Source organism: Streptomyces capitiformicae (genome assembly GCF_002214185.1).
Taxonomy (GTDB): Bacteria; Actinomycetota; Actinomycetes; order Streptomycetales; family Streptomycetaceae; genus Streptomyces; species Streptomyces capitiformicae.
Map to the genome: position 1 here is coordinate 1,191,672 of NZ_CP022161.1, position 20,000 is coordinate 1,211,671.

Consider the following 20,000-nt stretch of genomic DNA (forward strand, 5'->3'; position numbering starts at 1 on the left):
CCTTGTGCACCCTCGGTCGTTCACTTAACCTCGCAGCAACATCGAAGCGCTTCGACAGCAGAGGGAAAGCTTCGCGTGCTCACAACCCCTCTGTTGTTCATCAGCTCCATCGTTTCAGCACAGGCAGTTCCACTCACGACACCGCAGCCGACGGCCACCGCCGCGTGTCCTGGCGTGCGCCACGAAGGGTTGACGCAATGACGCCGAACTCCGCCGCCTCCGCCGAGCCCAGCCGGAGAAGTTTCCTCGCCTCCACGGCGGTCGCCGCCGCCGTAGTGGCGGGGGGTGTGCCCCTGCTGTCTGCCTGCGGCGGCTCGCAGGAAGGCCGCAAGGAGGGCACGACTTCGGGGAAGGACGCCGCGAAGATCCTTCCGACGTTCGTCGCGTCGAGCGTCGTCGCGCCCGACATCCCGGCGAAGAACGGCGGGCCGGCCGGTTTCACCACGGCGATCGCGACGGCCGATCTGAAGACCTCGGTTCCGAAGAAGCTCGGCAGCGGCGGCAAACTGAAGATCATGTCCCCGTTCTGGGGCACCCCGCCGAAGGGCGACAACCCCTACTACGCGGCCATGAACGAGGCCATCGGCGTCGAGGTGACCTGGCAGAACCAGGACGGCGTCACCTACGACCAGAAGCTCGGCGCGGTCCTCGCCGCCAGCGACATTCCCGATGCGGTGGTCGTCCCCGGCTGGAACCTGATGGGCAAGATACCCAGCGCCATCAACGCCAAGTTCGCCGACCTCGGCCCGTACCTCTCCGGCGACAAGGTCAAGGACTACCCGAATCTCGCGGCGGTCCCCACCGAGGCCTGGCAGCGCGGCATCTTCGGCGGTCAGCTCCGCGCGATCCCGTTGCCCGCCCCGTCCGTCACGGACGTCGCGCCCATGTACCGCAGGGACATCTTCAAGGAGAAGGGCTACAGCGTCCCGACGAGCCCCGACGAGTTCCTGTCCTGGGCGAAGGAGGCCACCGACGCCAAGTCGAAGGTGTGGGCCTGTGACGACATGAAGTGGACGGCGTTCAACGTCTTCGGCGTCTTCCCCGGCAGCGACAAGGCGCTGTGGTGGAACATGGTCGACGGCAAGCTGGTCAACCGCGTCGAGACCGAGGAGTTCCTCGAAGCGCTGGAGTGGACGCGCAAGCTCTTCGCGGCGGGCGTGGTCCACCCGGACGCGGTCTCCGGCAAGGCGGGCGGCGATGCCAGGAACCGGTTCACGGCCGGTCAGTCCCTGGTCTTCAACGGGAACATCACCGGCTGGTGGGGCTCGGTCTCCGAACAGGCCACCCAGAAAAGCGACTTCGACATGGCCGCGTTCGACATCTTCGGCCCCGACGGCGGCGACCCCACCCTGTGGGCGGGCCAGCCGGCCAACATCTTCACCTTCGTCAGCAAGAAGGCGACCGAGCAGCAGATCAAGGACTTCCTCGCCCTCTGCAACTACTGCGCCGCGCCCTACGGCACCAAGGAGTTCATGCTCACCGCCTACGGCGTCGAGGGCACGGACTACGACATGAAGAACGGCCTGCCGGTCAGGACCACCCAGGGCGTCAACGAGGTCAACGGCGCCTACGACTACACCGGCAACCCCGCCCCCTACGTCGCCTACCCCGACTTCCCCGAGGTCACCAAGGGCATCGTCGAGTGGCAGCACCGCATGGGGGCCTTCACCAAGAAGACGTCCTTTTTCGGACTGACCGTCACCGAGCCGAACCGCTGGGCCAACCTCGCCGACAACTTCGAGCAGTTGGAGGACGATGTGGTGCGCGGTCGCAAGAAGATCAGCGACATGCAGCAGGCGGTGGCCGACTGGAAGAGCAAGGGCGGCGACGACCTGCGCGAGTGGTACAAGAAGCTGCTCGACGACACCGGTTCGGCGAACTGACCCGGGGCTGAGGCAAGGAGAAGGCCGTGTCCCACAGCACGGTGCCCCGGTCCAGGGCCGAGGCGAAGACCCCAGAGAAGACCCCGCAGGCGTCCGAGGGCGCCGCCGGGGACAGGTCCCGGGAGGGCAAGCGCGCGGGAAAGCTCAGCCTGCGCCTCAGATTCGGGCGAGACCGCACGCTGCTGCTGATGACCCTGCCGGCGGTGCTGTTGGTCCTGCTCTTCAACTACATACCGATCCTCGGCAATGTGGTCGCCTTCCAGGACTACGACCCGTACCTCAGCGAGAACGGCGTCGTCGCCATCTTCCAGAGTCCCTGGACTGGCTTCGGGCAGTTCGAGCGGATCTTCGCGGACTCGGCCTTCTGGCACGCGGTACAGAACACGTTCGTGCTGTTCTTCCTCCAACTGGTGCTGTTCTTCCCGGTCCCGATCCTGCTCGCGCTGCTCATCAACAGCGTGGTCAGGCCCCGGGTCCGGGCGATCGCCCAGGCGGTCATGTATCTGCCGCACTTCTTCTCCTGGGTCCTCGTCGTCACGGTCTTCATGCAGATCTTCGGCGGCGCGGGCGTCATCGCGCAGACCCTCCGCCAGCACGGCGTCGAGGGCTTCGACCTGATGACCAACCCGGAGACCTTCAAGTACCTGGTCACCGTGGAGATGATCTGGAAGGACGCGGGCTGGGGAATCATCGTCTTCCTCGCCGCGCTCTCCTCCGTCTCCAACGACCTGTACGAGGCCGCCGCCATGGACGGCGCCGGCCGCTGGCGGCGCATCTGGCACATCACCCTGCCGGCCCTGCGCCCGGTGATCGCCCTCCTCCTGGTCCTGCGTGTGGGCGACGCCCTCACCGTGGGGTTCGAACAACTGTTGCTCCAACGGCAGGCGGTGGGCGTCGATGCCTCCGACGTCCTGGACACCTATGTGTGGTGGAACGGCATCCGCAACCAGGACTTCAGCTATGCCGCCGCCGCGGGCCTCGTCAAGGGGGTCGTCGGCCTGGCACTGGTGCTGACCGCCAACAAGGTCGCCCATCTCATGGGCGAGCAGGGGGTGTACAAGAAATGACCGCCGTCCTGGACACACCGGCCGACGAGAAGCCGGCCGTGCGGAAGCCGAGCCGCTGGGCGGCGCCACCCCGCCCGGCCTGGGAAGAGGAACCCTCCAAGGCCGGAGTGGCGGGCAAGGGCCTCGTCCTGGGCATCGCCTGCCTCGCGATCCTCTTCCCGCTGTGGATCGTCATCGTCACCAGCCTCCAGTCGAAGCAGACCATCGACGAGGCCGGTGGCCTGGTGATGATCCCCAAGGGCATCACCTTCATCGCCTATCAGGAACTCCTCCGCGGCGGCCAGGTCCAGAAGGCCGCGCTCGTCAGCGTCGGCGTGACCCTCGTCGGCACGCTCTTCAGCATGACCGTCTCGATCCTCTGCGCCTACGGTCTCTCCCGCGTGGGCTCGCTCGCCCACCGCTGGATCCTGATGACCCTGCTCGCCACCATGTTCTTCGGCGCGGGTCTCATCCCGACCTATTTGCTTGTGCAGTCCCTGGGCCTGATGGACACCTATCTGGCGCTGATCCTCCCCAGTGCCGTGAGCGTCTTCAACATCCTGGTCCTGCGCTCGTTCTTCATGGGCATCTCACCGGAACTCATCGACAGCGCCCGCATCGACGGCGCCGGTGACTGGCGGATCCTGTGGAAGATCGTGATGCCGCTCTCCCGGGCGGTCCTCGCGGTCATCGCCCTGTTCTACGCGGTCGGCTACTGGAGCGCCTGGTTCAACGCCTCCATCTATCTGACCGACCAGGACATGATGCCGCTGCAGAACGTCATGATCCAGCTCGTCCAGAAACAGGAACGCCCCGTCGGCCTCGCCGCCCAGATCAACACCGGCCAGCTCTCCCCGCTCGCCATCCAGATGGCGGTCATGGTGATGGCCCTGCTCCCGGTCGCCGTCCTCTCGCCCTTTGTCCAGAAACACTTCAAGAAGGGCATGCTCACCGGTGCGGTCAAGGGTTGAGCCGGGCGCCTCTTAGCTCGGGGGTCCGGGATTGGTCGGCGGCTGCGGGTTGTTCGTGGCTGGTCGCGCCCACGCGGCGGAGCCGCATATCGATACAGCCCCGCGCCCCTTAGTGGCATGGGGCGCGCCCGGGGCTTTTAAGGGGCGCGGGGAACTGCGCGAGCAACCACGACGAACCCGCAGCCGCTGACGCACCGCACCACCCGAGTTCTCAGGCGACCCATCCCCTCCCGCACCCCCACCCGCAGAGCGAGGTATGTCATGCGCACGCTCCAGCACGACCCGACCCTCTTCTACACATTCGACACCGACACAGGAACGCTGTACGCCAGCACTGACAGTGGCCGTTCCTTCACCGTTCGTGCGATCGGACTGCCCAAGGGAGACAGCCAGTTCAAGCTGTGCGGCCCGGGGCCGCGACCCACCGCCGTCTACCGCTCCGACGACGGCGCGAAGACCTGGACGCGGATCAGCGACGATGCCCACCAGTGGGGCTGGATCGGCGAGGTCGTCATCGGCGACCCGCGCGTGTACGGCCGCGTGTACCTGGCGACGAACGGGCGCGGCATCCAGTACGGGGAGATGGTCTGATGCCGGGCCCCACGCAGCCGAAGCCGAGCCTGAACGACGCCACCCGTGGCCGCATCCTGTTCGGCGGCGACTACAACCCCGAGCAGTGGCCCGAGGAGGTCTGGCACGAGGACGTACGCCTCATGAAGGCGGCCGGCGTCAACTCCGTCACGCTCGGCGTCTTCTCCTGGGCGAAGCTCGAACCCCGCCCCGGGGAGCGGGACTTCGGCTGGCTGGACCGGCTCATGGACCTGATGCACGAGAACGGCATCGGCGTCGTCCTCGCCACCCCCACCTCGTCACCCCCGCCCTGGATGGGCCGCCTCCACCCCGAGACGCTCCCCCGCGACGAGAACGGCCAGATCGAGTGGTGGGGCTCCCGCCAGCACTTCTCGCACTCCAGCGCCACCTACCGCCGCTACGCCGCCGCCATCACCGAGGACCTCGCCGCCCGCTACGGCGGCCATCCGGCGCTCACGATGTGGCACATCAACAACGAGTACTGCACCTACGACTGGGGCGACGAGGCGGCGACCGCCTTCCGCGGCTGGCTCCAGCAGAGGTACGCCACGCTCGACGCCCTCAACGAGGCCTGGGGGACGGCCTTCTGGAGCCAGGGCTACGGCGACTGGGACGAGATCCTGCCCCCGCGCCGCGCCCACTACATGAAGAATCCGAGCCACGTACTGGACTTCAAGCGGTTCACCTCCGACGCGCTCCTGGAGTGCTACGTTCTCGAACGCGACATCGTCCGCGGGCACACCCCGCACATCCCGGTGACCACCAACTTCATGCCGATGTGGGTGGGCCAGGACGCCTGGCGGTGGGCCGGGGAGGAGGACGTCGTCTCGGTCGACATCTACCCGGATCCGCGCGACCCGCTGGGCGCCCAGAACGGGGCGCTGGTGCAGGACATGACGCGCTCGCAGGCGGGCGGTGGCTCGTGGATGCTCATGGAGCAGGCCGCAGGACCCGTCAACTGGCGCGGCGTCAACCATCCCAAGCCCCGGGGCCTCAACCGTCTCTGGTCCCTCCAGGCCGTCGCCCGAGGAGCGGACGCCGTCTGCTACTTCCAGTGGCGGCAGTCCCGACAGGGCGCGGAGAAGTTCCACTCGGGCATGGTCAGCCACGCGGGCGAGCAGGGGCGCACGTATCAGGAAGTCAAGCGGCTGGGGGCCGAACTCGCCGCCATCGGCGATGAAGTGACAGGACATCACATCCACGCCGAGGTGGCTGTGCTGTTCGACTGGCACTCCTGGTGGGCCGGTTCGCAGGACGGACGGCTGTCCTCCGAGGTCGACCACCCCCAGGTCGTACGGTCCTGGCACCGAGCCCTCTGGGAGGCGCACCTCACCACCGCCTTCGCCCACCCCGAGCACGATCTGTCCGTGTACAAGCTCGTCGTCGTGCCCCAGCTCTACCTGCTCACCGATGCGGCCATCGAGAACCTCCTCGCGTACGTACGTTCCGGCGGCACCCTCGTCTGCGGCTTCCTGACCGGGATCGCCGACGAGGACGACCGCGTACGGCCCGGCGGCATGGACGTACGGCTGCGCGAGCTGTTCGGGATCCGGACGCTGCACGAGTGGTGGCCATTGGACCCGGGGGAGACCGTCGAGTGCGACGGCTTCCGGGGGACTCTGTGGTCCGAGGAGATCGAGGCGGCGGGGGACGCGGACGTGGTCGTCCCGTACAAGGGAGGTGAACTCGACGGCCTTCCGGCCGTGCTGCGGAAGGGACGTGCCTGGTACGTCTCCACGCTGCCCGAACCGTCCGAGCTGCGCGGGCTGTTGGCGCGGGTGGCGGCCGACACGGGGGTGCGGCCGGTGCTCGACGGACTGCCCGACGGGGTCGAGGCGGTACGGCGCGGCGAGGTGCTCTTCGTGCTCAACCACGGCAGGGACGAGGTCATGGTCGGCGTGCCGGGCACATACCGTGATCTGCTGACGGGTGCCCAGGTCACCGGTTCGCTGTCGCTCGGCCGGTACGGTGTGGCGGTGCTCAGGCCATGACCACCGCGTACACACCGACCACACCGGCCACCGCGTACCCACCGCACGGCACCTGGGAGCCCGCCCCCGCCGACCGCTGGGAGGACGCCTTCCTGAGTGGCAACGGCCGGCACGGCGCCATGGTGTTCGGTGATCCGAATGACGACCGTGTCATCGTTACCCATCACACCCTCGTACGGCCCAACGGAGGCGAGACCGCCAGGCCGCCGAAGCTCGCCGACGAACTCCCCGCGCTCCAGGACAGGTTGCTCGCCGGTGAGCTGACGGCGGCCGAAGGCTTCACGGACGGCCGGGAGCTGCAGTGGGTGCAGCCGTTCCACCCCGGGTTCCAGGTGCGGCTGCGGCGGTCGGCCCCGGCCGGTGGGACGTACCGTCGGTCGGTCGACTTCACCACCGGTGTCGTCGAGGCCGAGTGCGAGGGTTGGCGCAGCCGCGTCTTCGTCTCGCGGGCCGACGACGTGATCGTCCAGTACGTCACCGGCCGGGGCCTCACCCTGGACATCGCCCTCGACCACCGCCTGCCGTCCGCGCCCGCCCACCTGGCCGTGGGTCACGGCACGGTCCTCACTCCCGACGGCGCCCTGCTGAGCCTGCGCGCCCGCTACCCGGGGAGCGAGCGGGCGTACACCGGGATGACGCTCGTGATCGTCGACGGCGGCCGTACGACGCTGACCCCGCCCGGCCTGCACATCGAGCACCCCGGCCTGCACATCGAGCACGCCGACTCCGTCCTGCTCCTCACCCGCGTACGGCGGCACACCGGTGAGCTGGACGCGATGGCGGAGAGGGAGGGGCTGCGGCAACTGCTGCCGAGCGGAGAGGGGCAGGCGGCGGGGAAGGACCCGTACGGTCACCTCCTGGAGCGGCACCTCGACCCGCACCGCACCGCGTACACCCGCGCCTCCCTCACGCTCGACGCCGATGACACGGAACGCGCCCTCCCCGGCTCCGAGCTCATCCGCCGCCCCGACAGCCCAGCCCTCCTCGAACGCCTCTTCGCCGCCGGCCGTTACCATCTGCTCTCCGCCGCCGGGATGCTCCCGCCCCGCCTCGTCGGCCTGTGGACCGGCGACTGGGACACGGCCTGGGCGGGGGCGTTCACCAACGACGCCAACCTCAACCTTCAGACCGCCTCCGCCGCGGCCGCCGCCCTCCCCGAAGTCACCGAGGCGCACGCCGCGCTGATCCACGGTCAGCTTGCCGACTGGCGGGAGAACGCCCGGGCGATCTTCGGCGCGCGGGGTGTGGTCGCCCCGCCCCACTCCGACGGGGAGACCGGTCTGACGTACCACTTCAGCCGCGAGTACCCGCTGCATCTGTGGACGGCGGGTGCCGACTGGCTGCTGAAGCCGCTCGTCGACCACGACGAGACCAGCGGCACACGAGACCCGCGCACGGCCGCGGCCCTCGCCGAAATCGCCCTGTTCTACGAGGACTTCCTCACCCGTACCGACGCCGACGGGCAGCTGGTCGTCGTCCCCTCCTACTCGCCGGAGAACCGGCCGGCGAACGCGAGCTGGGGCGCGATCAACGCGGCCATGGACCTCTCCGCGGCCCGCCACGCCCTGCTCACAGCGGCCGACTACCACCCCGACCAACCCGAGCGGGCGGACCGCTGGCGTGCGCTCGCCGACCGCCTCCCGCCCCACCGCGTCAACGCCGACGGCGCCCTCGCCGAGTGGGCCTGGCCCGGCCTCGACGACACCTACGACCACCGTCACCTCAGCCACCTCTACGGCGTCTGGCCGCTCGACGAGATCAACCCGTACGACACCCCGGACCTCGCCGCCGCGGCCCGTCGCGCGCTCGAACTGCGCGGCTCCGAGAACGACTCGGCCCACGGCCATCTGCACCACGCCCTCGTCGCGGCCCGGCTGCGCGACGGCGAGCGGGTCGCGCACGCCCTCGGCGAGGTCCTCAAGGGGGACTTTTTCCACAACTCGCTGATGAGCGCGCACTATCCGAACCGCGACGTCTACAACGCGGACGCCGCGCACACCCTGCCCGCCGTACTGCTGGAGATGCTCGTGCAGTCGACGCCGGACCGCCTGGTGCTGCTGCCCGCGCTCCCGGCGATGTGCCCGGCGGGCCGACTCCGCGGTGTCCGTACACGATTCGGAGCCGAACTCGACCTCACCTGGAGCCCTCAAGAAACGACCGCGGTGATCCGCCCCACCCGGACCCACCGCGTCGAACTCCGGACTTCCGCCGGCGCGGAGCCGCTCGATCTCGTCGCCGGCGAAGACCGCGTCCTCACCCTGGGGCCGCGGTAGCTCCCCCCGCAATTCCCCCCCCCACCCATGGAAGGGACACCATGGCAACACGCACCCGCACGCTCAGCCGCACGGTCAAAGCCCTGCTGGCCCCGGCGCTCGCGCTCGGCGCCACCATCGGCCTGGCCGCCGCCCCCGCCTCGGCCGCCGTCTGGAGCACCTGCGACCAGTGGGGCAACACCAGCCTCAACGGCTACACGCTCTACAACAACATCTGGGGCTCCGGCGCCGGCAGCCAGTGCATCTGGGCCAACTCCGGTACCAGCTGGGGCGTCTGGGCCAACCACCCCAACACCGGCGGCATCAAATCCTACCCCAACTCCAAGAAGGTGATCAACAAGACGATCACCTCGCTGGGCTCGCTCAACAGCAGCTACAACGTCACCGTCCCGTCCTCGGGCGCCTACAACACCTCGTACGACGTCTGGGACACGGACTACGACTACGAGATCATGCTCTGGGTCAACTACAACGGCGCGGTCGGCGCGCTCGGCGACTACCAGGGCAACGCCACGCTCGGCGGTCACAACTGGAACGTCTTCAAGGGCCGCGTCTACCGGTCCGACGGCACCTACTGGGATGTCTTCTCGTTCCTGCGCACCGCTGACTCCACCTCCGGCACCGTCCAGATCCTCCCCGTCCTGAAGTGGATCAAGGACACCAAGGGCTGGATGGGCAACGAGACCATCGGCGACGTCCAGTTCGGCTTCGAGGTCACCTCGTCCTCCGGCGGCCTGGACTTCGTCACCAACAACCTGACCGTCAGCAGCAGCTGAGCCACACCCCCGAGTCGGCGCCGTTCCCCCATGCGGCGCCGGCTCGGGCACGCGTACGTCCAGGGCCCTTAAGTCCCCGGCGTCAGACGGATCAGCAGCACGCCGGGTGTGCGCGGCAGCGACACCCGCAGTTCGCCGCCCTCCCGGTCCCAGACCACCGAGCCGGCGCCCGGGTCGGACGGGTGCAGGATCTCCGTACGGACGTCCTGGCCCGCCAAGTGCCCCACCGGGAGCCGGAGTTCGTCGCACCCACCCCTCCGCCACACGGAGAGATACGACGGTCCGTCCGGCGCCCGCAGCCCCAGCACGGGCCACTCGTCGGTCCAGCCGGGCAGGCCGAGCGGCCAGAACGGCAGGGCGCGGGCCAGGTCCTCACGGATCGACTTGTACGTGTCCACCGCGGCCCGTACGAGGCCGAGTTGGTGCTCGGACATGCGGTTCAGGTGGCCCGAGAGGTGGATGCGGCCGAGGAGGGCGCCGCCCAGGGTGAAGGTGATCAGGTCGTCGTCGTGGTCGGGCTGCGGGTAGGCCCAGACGGCGCCCTGTTCGGGGGGTACCGCCGTGGGCGCCGCGGCGGCGATGGGCGGGTAGCGGAGGGGGTCCTGTTGGTCGCTGGTGGACTGGAGCTGGGCGACGGCCAGGGTGGCGCCGTCCATGCGCATGCCGCCGGAGGCGCAGTTCTCGACGACGAGCCCGGGGTGGCGGTCCAGGACGCCGGAGAGCCAGTCCAGGTAGGCGTGGGCGTGGCCGAGGAGGCCGGCGCCGGGCGCGATGTCGCCGGGGGCGAGTGTTCCCGGGTCGATCACGATGTTGTAGTCCAGCTTCAGGTAGCCCACGCCCCAGTCGCCGACGATCCGGTCCACCGTCTTGTCGAGGTGGGCGCGGGCGGCCGGGTGCCGTAGGTCCAGCTGGTGGCGGCCCTGTTCCGTGAGACGGATACCGTCGCGCTGGAAGAAGGCGTCCGGCGGGAGGGCGGTCGCGATCGGGCTGCGTACGCCGATGACCTCCGGCTCCAGCCACAGCCCGGGCACCATGCCGCGCTCCCGGATCCGGTCCAGGACGGCCGTGATACCGCCGTCGGGGAAGCGGCGCGGCGACGGCAGCCATGCGCCGACGCTGTCCCACCAGCCGCCGTTCTCCGAGTCGTCGTACCACCCGGAGTCGATGCAGAAGTACTCCGCGCCCGCACTCGCCGCCGCGTCGATCAGCGGCAGCAGCTTCTCCGTGGTCGGGTCGCCCATCAGGGTGTTCATGTAGTCGTTGAAGACCACGGGCAACGTCGCGTGGTCCGGGTGGGGGCGGCGGACGGCACGGCGGTACGCGGTCAGGGCGCCCATCGCGTCATCGAGCCCCGAGCCGAGGGCAAGCGCCGCCGGTACGGTCGTGAACTCGCCGCCCGGCGCCAGCCGGACCCGCCACTGGTGCTCCGCGTCCGTGGGGCCGTTGAGTGCCAGGTAGGTGCCGTGCGCGCGTTCGCCGAGGTCCCAGCGCCAGCCGGCCGGGGACTCGATCTGCCACAGCCAGGTCCGCTCGCCGCCCCGCTCCGTCAGCGCGCCCATCGGCAGATGACCGTCGCTGGGCCAGCTGCCGCGCCCCGTCAGGGCCAGCGCGGCCCGGCTGTCGTGCTGGTGGACGTCGACGCTGATGTCGGCGACGGTGTCACGCAGCGGCTCGGCGTACCAACGGCACTCCGCCAGCCAGTCGTTGCGTGCCCGGTGCACGTCCAGCGCCTCCGGGGCGGGCAGACCGCCGAGCAGGAGACTGCTGACGGACTGGACGACCAGGGGTTCGGTGCCGTCGTTGCGGAGCCGGACCCGGGAGCGGAGCACCGGCACTTTGGTGGGGGAGGTCAGCTCCACGAAGGCCGTCAACCCGGTCGCCGGGTCGTGGAGTTCGATGGTCAGCGATTCCCACCCGTCCTCCCCGCGGCCGCTCCGGTGCCCCCGATACACCGGTCTCGCCCCGAACGCCGTCCCCGTGAAGCGCGGCCCCGACCATCCGCTGCCATGCCCGAACGCGGTCAACTCGACGAGAGGGAGGGCGGCTTCCGGATCGGATCCGGGATCCGAGGGGCGGGCCAGCCGGGCGAGTCGAAGGGTTCCGTCGGAGGCGGCGACGAACTCGGCCTTCATCGCCGTATGGCCCCAACTGAACGCCGTCCGGGGCTGGTTGGAGACCGAGTCTGTCGCGTCCGCCGTGTCGGTCAACGCGTTCCCCCTCCTGAGACAGGTGAGTCGGATGAGTCAGCCGACTCCTGAGTCAGGTGAGTCAGCCGAGTGAATCCGTCATTACGTTCTCTTGACGCCCCCTGTGTGACCGGTCACAATCCTGGCATGAATGTGACCGGTCACACAAGGCGCCCGGCGAGCATCCGGGACGTCGCGACCGCCGCCGGGGTCTCGTACCAGACCGTCTCCCGGGTGATCAACGGCCACCCCAGCGTCAAGCACACGACCCGGGAGCGGGTGCTCGCGGCCATCGACGAGCTGGGCTTCCGCCGCAACGCCACCGCGCTCGCGCTGGCCAGCGGCCGCAGCCGGGCGGTGACGGTACTGACCGCCAACACCACCCACTACGGCTACGCCTCGATCCTCCAGGGCGTCGAGGAGGCGGCGCGCGCGGCCTCGTACGCGGTCGGGATCGGCGTCCTGGAATCGGCCGACGAGGCCGCGGTCGCCGCCGAGGTGCAGCGGGCCGCGGACGCCGGCGGCGGCCTGATCGTGATCGCCTACGATCCGGCCGGTGTCGGCGCCCTGGCCGCCGTCCCCGCCGAACTACCGGTCGTCGGTGTCGTCGAGACCCCGGCGAGCCCACCCGGTGACGACCGCCCCTGGGTGTGGACCGACGACCGCGAGGCCGCCTACGAGGTGACCCGCCACCTCCTCTCCCTCGGCCACGAGACCGTGCACTACGTCGCCATCCCGTCCAGCACCCGGCGCACCAGCGCCCGCACCACCGGCTGGCGGCAGGCACTGAAGGAGGCCGGCGCGCCCGAACCCCGTCCCGTGCAGGGCAGTTGGGGTCCGGCGGGCGGTCACGCGGTCGGCGTCGGGCTCGCCGCGGACCCGTCCGTCACCGCGATCCTCTGCGGCAACGACGACCTCGCGCTCGGTGTGCTGCGCGCCCTGCACGAGGCCGGCCGGTCCGTTCCCGGCGAGGTCAGCGTGGCCGGGTTCGACGACGCCCCGCACTCCGCCTATCTGACCCCGGCCCTGACGACCGTACGTCTGGACTTCACCGGCCTCGGGCGCTCCGCGTTCGCCCTCCTCCACGGGGTGCTGGAGGAGTCCGCCCAGATCGCCCCGCATCCGGTGTCCGTACCGGAACTCGTGGTGCGGGAGAGCTCGGGTCCGCCGCCGGGCCACGACTGACCACCGCCCCCGCCCCCGCCCCCGCTCGCGCACCGCCCCCGCTCGCGCACCGCTCCGCTCCGAATCCTGCTCTGCCCTGAACCGCCCGTTCTCGAAAGGCACGCGCATGTACAGAAGAGCTCTCCCCTCCCTGGCCCTCCTATGTGCCATAGGCCTGGCCGCCACCGCGTGCAGCGATCCGACTGCCGGGGACTCCGGGGCGTCGGACACGAAGAACACGGCGGTCGACCCCACCGCCCGCCTCGACGGCGTGAAGCTGACGATGTGGACGGCGCAGAACACGGTCAATGCCCCCAAGCAGGTCATCGACGCCTTCGAGAAGGCGACCGGCGCCCAGGTGGAGACCCAGGCGGTCCCGGACCTCTACGAGCAGAACGTGCCGACCAAACTGGCCTCCGGTGACCGCCCCGACCTGATGTTCTGGCAGCCGTCCATCTCCACACTCCCCTTCATCCAGCCGCAGCAGAACCTCCTCACGCTCGACGGGGAGGAGTGGGAGTCCAAGCTCGGCGACACCGAGAAGTCGCTCGGCATCATCGACGGCAAGCGGTACGCGGCGATCGTCACCAGCCCCGCCATGCTCGGCGTCTACTACAACAAGGACGTCTTCAAGGCGGCCGGGCTGAGCGAGAAGGACTTGCCGAAGTCGTACGACGAGCTGCTGGCCCTCGGTCACAAGGTCGTCGACAACTCCGACGCGGCCGCCTTCTACGAGGCCGGCGGCGACAAGTGGCCGTTGCAGTGGCAGATGCAGGTCCAGCTCACCGACCTCGACAAGCAGTGGTGGGCCGACCTGAACGAGAACAAGGAGAAGTGGACCGACCCGGTCGTCGTCGGCGCGATCAAGAAGTACAAGGAGAAGCTGCTCGACGCCGGGCTCGCCCAGAAGAACCACAGAACGGGCACCTTCACCGGGCAGGCCGACGCGCTGTGGAAGGGCGAGGTCGGCATGGTCCTCAACGTCACCTCCTTCCAGACCCAGTTGCAGGCCAAGTACTCCACCGAGGAGATCGACGAGAAGATCGGCTGGTTCCCGATCGCCAACTCCGCCGCCACCGGCATGTACTCGCCGGACCAGACCAACGGGGTCGTCGCCTTCAAGACCGGTGATGAGAAGCGGCAGAACGCGGCCCGGCAGTTCCTCGCCTTCTGGCTCGGTCCCGACTACGCGGACTACATCAAGACGATGAAGATTCCGTCCGTACAGCCGTCCGTGCCCACCCCGGACGGGCTGCCGCAGACGTCGACGGCCCAGGTCGCCGCCCTGCCCACGGCCATCGGGGTCTTCCAGGCCAAGGCGATCGTCGCCCCCGACACGCACCTCTACCTCGCCGACATGCTCTACGACAAGAAGAGCCCGCAGCAGGTCGCCCAGGCCATCCAGGACCAGTTCGCGCAGGTGGCCAAGGCCCAGGGCGCGCCCGGTTTCTAGCCATGGCGGACACTGTCGTACGTACCGCACGCAAGCAGGCACCCGCGCCGGGCGCACCGAAGGGCGTGGGGCGGCTGCCGCGCGCCGCAGTGCACCACCCCTGGTGGTTCGCGCTCCCCGCGATCGTCGTCTTCGCAGGCTTCTTCCTGGTGCCCAACCTACTCAATTTTTACTACCCGTTCACCAACTGGTCCTCGTACCACTCGGACATCGCCTTCACCGGCCTCGACAACTTCACGACCATCGCCGACGACGGCACCCTCGTCCGGGCGATCCGCACGACCCTGCTGTACGCGTTCCTCGCGGCCGCCTTCCAGAACGGCTTCGGGCTCGTGCTCGCCCTGTTGCTGGAGGACGACACCCGCTTCAACCGGTTCTTCCGTGCCGTCTTCTTCCTCCCGGTGCTGATCTCGGCCCTCGCCACGGGCTATGCCTTCCAGGCCCTCCTGGACCAGGACGGCGCGGTCAACTCGGTCCTCGGCACGGACATTCCCTGGCTGGGCTCGACGACCTGGACGATCGTCCTCGTCACCCTCATCCACGGCTGGAAGTGGATGGGCCTGTCGATGCTGATCTATCTGGCGGGGCTGAAGGGCGTCCCCAAAGACATGCTGGAAGCCGCTCGGATGGACGGCGCCGGGCCCTGGCGGACCTTCTGGTCGGTGCGCTGGCCGATGCTCGCGCCCGCCGTCACCTTCAACGTCACCACGGCGCTCATCGGCTCGATGAACACCTTCGACATCGTGCAGGCCACCACCGGCGGCGGGCCCGCGGCCTCCACCGAGGTCTTCAACATCTACATGTTCCGGATCTTCGGACAGGGCCTGTACGCCCAGGCCTCCGCGATGAGCCTCGTCCTCTTCCTGGTGGTGGTCGCCGTCGCGATCCCGCTGGTCGTCGGCCTGCGACGAAGGGAGCAACTCCTGTGAGCGCCGTGATGTGGCGGTACGGCCGCCCCGGCCTCGTCGTCCTCCTCGCCGGCCTCGCCGTCGGCGTCCCCCTGTGGCTGGTCCTCGTCACCTCCGCCAAGCCGCAGGCGGAGGCCATCAAGCCGAACCTGGACCTGCCGGAGCAGTGGCAGCCGGGCAGCAACTACGCGGACGCCGTCGCCCAGGGCGAGATGCTGCGGGGCTTGCTCAACTCCCTGCTCGTCGTGGTCCCTTCGGTGGTCCTCGTCCTCATCCTCGGCGCGGGCGCGGCCTGGGTCTTCGCCCGCCGCAAGTCGAAGCTGGTCGCGGCGGCGTACGCCCTCTGCATCAGCGGACTGCTGCTGCCGCCCGCCGTCATCACCATCGTGATGGAGCTACGGCAGCTGGGCCTCGCGAACACCCGCCCCGGAATGATCGCCGTCTACACCGGCATGTACCTCTCCACCTCCATCTTCTTCATGACCGGCTTCATCCGTGCCATCCCCATGGAGCTGGAAGAGGCCGCCCGGATCGACGGGGCGAAGCCCTTCCGGATCTTCGCCCGGATCGTCCTCCCGCTCCTCCGGCCGGTCATCGCCACCGCGACGATCATGGTGATGCTCTACGCCTGGAGCGACATCTTCTACGCCTTCTTCGTCCTCGGCGGCGGCGAGCGGACCACCCTCCCCCTGAACCTCTACAAGGTCGCCAGCGCCCAGCTCTACCTCAACAACTGGCATCTCGTCTTCGCGTACGTCGTGGTGATGAGCCTGCCGATGGTCGCCGTGTTCCTCGTCGGCCAGCGAAAGATCGTGTCCGGAATCACCAGTGGAGCCGTCAAATGACCGGAGTGACCGGAATGGCTGGAGGTCCAGCAGCGTGATCACCCCCACCCGCACAAGATCCCGTATCAGAACCGCCCTTGCCGCCACCGCCCTTGGAGCAGCCGCCATGGCAGGCACCCTCCCCGCAGCCGGTCCCGCGTCAGCGGCCGACCCGCAGCGCCTGACCGTCGACCTCTCCGCCTCCGAGGGCCCGGTGATGCTGGGCGCCAACGGCGCGCTGTACGGGCTCAGCGACGACGGGGTGCCCAGCGACGCCGCCCTGGAACCCCTGAAGATCACCAGCATCTCGCAGAAGCCGGAAGGGGGCGCCCAGCACCCCAACGGCGACGCGCTCACCGTCTCCAAGTCGTTCTTCCGTAACGGCGGCGGCGAGATCAACGTGATGATGCAGGACATCTACGCCAAGTGGCCCTACGAGGACCTCGGCATCGACGACTACCTCCCCAAGGTCGACAAGATCGCCAAGGAGGTCGCGGCCGACCCGAACAGCGACCGCTTCGTCTACATCCCGTTCAACGAGCCCGACCAGATCTGGTACAAGCTCGGCGTCTCCGACCAGGCCCAGTACGAGGCCAACCGCGACCGGTTCTTCCGGGACTGGAAGACGGTGTACGAGCGCATCCGCGCCATCGACCCCGACGCGCGGATCGCCGGCCCCAACGAGGCCGCCTACCACACCCGCCTGCTGACGGACTTCCTCGCCTTCGCCAAGCGCGAGAACGTCCTGCCCCAGGTGATGACCTGGCATGAGCTGGGCTCCGGCTCCCTCAGGGACTTCCAGGCCCACTACGACGACTACCGCGCCCTGGAGCGGGAGGCGGGCATAGCCCCGCTGAAGATCAACATCGACGAGTACGCCAACCGCCGCGACCTCTCCGTCCCCGGCCAACTCGTCCAGTGGGTCTCGATGTTCGAGAGGAACAAGGTGTACGCCAACCAGGCGTACTGGGACGCCGCCGGCAACATGGACGGCAACGTCGTCCGCTCCAACATCCCCAACGGCGGCTGGTGGTTCTTCCGCTGGTACGCGGGCCTGACCGGCGACACCGTCAAGGTCACGCCGCCGCAGGCCAACACCATCGACACGCTCCAGGGCCTCGCCTCCCTCGACACCTCCCGCCGCCAGGCCCAGGTCCTGCTCGGCGGCTCCGCCGGTGACACCGACGTCGTCGTCGACAACGTCTCCCGCTCCCTCTTCGGCCGCACGGTCACCGCGACCGTCGCCGAGGCCGCCTGGTCCGGCTACGAGGGCCGGCACGCGGCGCCCCGCGTCCTCGCCCGTACGAAGGTGAAGGTCGCCGACGACGGCACGGTGACCGTCCCGCTGCGCGGCATGCACAAGATGTCCGCCTACCGGATCGTCCTCACCCCCGGCGGCTCCGGCACCCCGGCCACGCCGTCCGTCCCCTGGACCGCCTCCCACGAGGCCGAGGAAGCCGCCATCACCGACGGCAAGGTCTACACCCAGGGCACGGTCAGCAACGCCAACGGCTACGCCGCCTCCGGCACCAAGGACGTCGGCTCCCTCAACCAGGCCACCAGCAAGGTGGACTTCACGGTGACGGTCCCGAAGGACGGCACGTACGATCTGGCGATCCTGTACGGCAACCAGTCCGGCACCCCCGCCACGCAGAAGCTGTCGATCGACGGCGGCGACCCGGTCACGCTGACCTACCCGTCCACCGAGAACTGGACCTACCGCGCGAAGAAGGACGTCCGTGTGGAGCTGTCGGCGGGCACCCACACCCTGACCCTCGCCAAGGGCGCCGCCGAGGTCACCCTCGACCGGATCGACCTCACCGCCCACACCGCCGAGCCCTCCGCCTCGTACGAGGCCACGCTCGCCGACATCGGCGGCAAGCCGTCGTACGACTACTCGTCGTCGGCCGGCGTCGGCACCGGCGCGCTCGTCCTGCGCTCCGGCGACAAGGCGGTCTTCGACGTCTACGCCCCCCGCGACGGCTACTACCGCGTGGTGCCGCGCGCCTCGGCCCCGGTGCGGCTCGCCCTGCACGGAGAGACGGTTGCGGCGGTACCCGGCCGGCCGCTGAAGCTGTACCTCGTCGCGGGCAACAACCGCGTCACGGCGACGGCCAAGTACGCCGCCCTCCGCTCCCTCGACGTCACCGGCGACGGCTCGACCGCCGGCACACTCTCCTACGAGGGCGCCTCGGCCACCCTCGCCGGCGGGACCAAGCTCGTCGACTCGGCGCACGCCACCGCCGGTTCGTACATCGGCTGGCTCGGCAACAGCGCCGACAGCACCGCCGAGTTCACGGTCGACGCGCCCACCGCCGGCCGCTACGTCCTCGTCGTCCACTACGCGCACAACGACCGCCGCGACAACGGCCACGCCTACAACACGGACATCATGTCCCGCACGGCCGACATCACGGTCGGGGACGGCGAGCCCCGGAAGGCCACCTTCAAGAACACCTGGAGCTGGGACGACTACTGGACGGTGGGCGTCCCCGTCGACCTGAAGAAGGGCGCCAACAAGGTCACGTTCGGCAACGCGACCGCTTGGGCGCCGAACATCGACCGGATCGAGCTGGGCCGGGTCATCGGCTAGGACACGGCCCATCGGTTGGGACGCGGCCCTCGGCCACCTGCCTGTGGCCGAGGGCCGCTGCCGTCAGGCGCGGTCCACCTCCTCCCGCAGCGCGTTGTAGTCGGCGAACACCGACTCGACGGCGGCGCGGGTCAGGCCGTAGCGGGCGAGGTCGTAGCGGTGGGGGCGGCTGCCCTTGGGCCGGGCGGTGATCCCCGGGAGCCGGGCGGCGTCCGCGTCGGTCCAGTGGGCGCCGATGGCGTCGTAGAGCTTCGGGGCGCCCGTGGCCGGGTCGGTGCCGAGCCAGGAGTAGGGGACGTCCACGAGCGCCTCGCGGGGGACGGTGGACCGGGCGGCCATGCCGCGCCGCACGAGGTGATGCAGCAACTCCAGCCATTGGGCACCGAGTTCGTGCAGGTCGAGCGGGGAGAGGGTGCCGATCATGCCCTGCTCGACCAGGCTGCAGAACGAGGCCACGACGGTCGCCGGGTCCCGGTGGGTCCACACGATCGTGGCGTCGGGGAAGACGGTGCGCAGCGCGGTCAGGTGCTCGGTGTGCATGGGGGACTTCAGGACCCAGCGGCGGCGCGGCCGGCCGTACTGGAGGACCTGGTAGACCTGCTTGAGGTGGCGGTAGTCGGCGACGAAGTCCCGCTCGTAGTGCCAGGTCTGGTACGCGGGTATGCGGGCCTGGGACAGCGGCACCAGGGCGTGCGGGAGGAGGAAGGTGCACTCCTCGGGGCCCTCGGCGGTCATCGGGTGGATGTCGCGGAAGCGGGGGGCGAGCAGATTGATGCCGTCGACCCAGCGGCGCGTGGACGCGATCGCCTTCCGGCGCTGCTGCTCGGACGCGTAGAGGTCGGGGGCGGTCAGCTCCCACAGCAGGGGACAGCGGTGGTCGTCGGAGATGGACAGCACGTTGTGGGTGAGCGTGGTGGCGGTGCGCGGCAGCCCCACCACGAACACCGGCCGCTCGATGGGCTCCCGCTCGATCTCGGGGTGCTCGGCGATCAGCCGTTGGACCCGGGCCCGGTTGGTGAGATGTCTGCGGACATGGGACTGCGCGGACTGCCAGCCGACCGGAGTCAGATGCTCGTCGCCCGCCCAGCCCCGCAGCAGGAACCGGAAGCCGTCGGTGAACTCCTGGTCCCCTTCCGCCTGCCCGGCCTTGGCGAGGATCCGCTCGAAGGCCCGGTCGGGGTCGCGCCGGGAGCCCGCGACGGGCCGGAGCAACAGGTTCGCCAGCTTGAGCGAGAGCGGCACGGAGTACGAGGACGACACGGGCGGGGCTCCTTTCGACGGCGGAACGGCGAAACGGGGGAACGATGACCGACCCGAACCCCCGTGCCGTACACAGGAGTT

At 69.6% G+C, this 20,000-nt stretch carries 13 protein-coding genes and 1 pseudogene; 12 read left to right on the plus strand and 2 right to left on the minus strand.

Going from position 1 to position 20,000, the window contains the following annotated elements:
• Positions 1-197: 197 nt before the first annotated feature.
• From CES90_RS05430 to CES90_RS05460, 7 genes and pseudogenes are all read left to right on the plus strand, one after another.
• A complete protein-coding gene (locus CES90_RS05430) occupies positions 198-1,883 on the plus strand; it encodes an extracellular solute-binding protein (RefSeq protein WP_189782599.1) in 1,686 nt (561 codons plus the stop codon).
• Positions 1,884-1,909: 26 nt separating this feature from the next.
• Positions 1,910-2,950, plus strand: coding sequence for an ABC transporter permease (locus CES90_RS05435; protein ID WP_189782600.1), 1,041 nt, complete (start codon positions 1,910-1,912; stop codon positions 2,948-2,950).
• On the plus strand, positions 2,947-3,900 hold the full coding sequence (locus CES90_RS05440; protein WP_189782601.1) for a carbohydrate ABC transporter permease: 954 nt from the start codon (positions 2,947-2,949) through the stop codon (positions 3,898-3,900). The genes CES90_RS05435 and CES90_RS05440 overlap by 4 nt, the downstream gene beginning before the upstream one ends.
• A 279-nt stretch (positions 3,901-4,179) precedes the next feature.
• Positions 4,180-4,491 (plus strand): annotated as a pseudogene (locus tag CES90_RS05445) (1,4-beta-glucanase); the annotation flags it as partial.
• On the plus strand, positions 4,491-6,482 hold the full coding sequence (locus CES90_RS05450; protein ID WP_189782602.1) for a beta-galactosidase: 1,992 nt from the start codon (positions 4,491-4,493) through the stop codon (positions 6,480-6,482). The pseudogene CES90_RS05445 and the gene CES90_RS05450, both read left to right, overlap by 1 nt.
• A complete protein-coding gene (locus CES90_RS05455; protein WP_189782603.1) occupies positions 6,479-8,755 on the plus strand; it encodes a glycosyl hydrolase family 95 catalytic domain-containing protein in 2,277 nt (758 codons plus the stop codon). Before CES90_RS05450 ends, CES90_RS05455 begins: the two co-directional genes overlap by 4 nt.
• 41 nt (positions 8,756-8,796) lie before the next feature.
• Positions 8,797-9,531, plus strand: coding sequence for a glycoside hydrolase family 12 protein (locus CES90_RS05460; RefSeq protein WP_189782604.1), 735 nt, complete (start codon positions 8,797-8,799; stop codon positions 9,529-9,531).
• A 68-nt stretch (positions 9,532-9,599) separates the two neighbouring features.
• On the opposite strand, the gene CES90_RS05465 is transcribed toward CES90_RS05460, so the two are convergent.
• Positions 9,600-11,663, minus strand: a complete 2,064-nt coding sequence (locus CES90_RS05465; protein WP_189782675.1) for an alpha-galactosidase — start codon at positions 11,661-11,663, stop codon at positions 9,600-9,602.
• Positions 11,664-11,864: 201 nt separating this feature from the next.
• Between CES90_RS05465 and CES90_RS05470 the strand changes: the two genes are divergently transcribed.
• From CES90_RS05470 to CES90_RS05490, 5 genes are all read left to right on the plus strand, one after another.
• The gene (locus CES90_RS05470; protein ID WP_189782605.1) at positions 11,865-12,902 is read left to right on the plus strand and encodes a LacI family DNA-binding transcriptional regulator; all 1,038 of its coding nucleotides are present in this window, start codon (positions 11,865-11,867) and stop codon (positions 12,900-12,902) included.
• A 106-nt stretch (positions 12,903-13,008) separates the two neighbouring features.
• Positions 13,009-14,334 (plus strand): ABC transporter substrate-binding protein, encoded by a 1,326-nt coding sequence (locus CES90_RS05475; RefSeq protein WP_189782606.1) that lies wholly within the window; start codon positions 13,009-13,011, stop codon positions 14,332-14,334.
• Positions 14,335-14,336: 2 nt separating this feature from the next.
• A complete protein-coding gene (locus CES90_RS05480) occupies positions 14,337-15,263 on the plus strand; it encodes a carbohydrate ABC transporter permease (protein WP_189782607.1) in 927 nt (308 codons plus the stop codon).
• Between the two features lie 8 nt (positions 15,264-15,271).
• Positions 15,272-16,087 carry a carbohydrate ABC transporter permease gene (locus tag CES90_RS05485; RefSeq protein WP_189782676.1) on the plus strand — a complete coding sequence of 272 codons (816 nt, stop codon included), beginning with the start codon at positions 15,272-15,274 and terminating at the stop codon, positions 16,085-16,087.
• Positions 16,088-16,193: 106 nt separating this feature from the next.
• Positions 16,194-18,659 carry a CBM35 domain-containing protein gene (locus tag CES90_RS05490; protein ID WP_189782608.1) on the plus strand — a complete coding sequence of 822 codons (2,466 nt, stop codon included), beginning with the start codon at positions 16,194-16,196 and terminating at the stop codon, positions 18,657-18,659.
• A 63-nt stretch (positions 18,660-18,722) separates the two neighbouring features.
• On the opposite strand, the gene CES90_RS05495 is transcribed toward CES90_RS05490, so the two are convergent.
• Positions 18,723-19,919: a sulfotransferase family protein gene (locus tag CES90_RS05495; protein ID WP_189782609.1), complete on the minus strand. Its 1,197-nt coding sequence runs from the start codon at positions 19,917-19,919 to the stop codon at positions 18,723-18,725.
• Positions 19,920-20,000 lie beyond the last annotated feature (81 nt).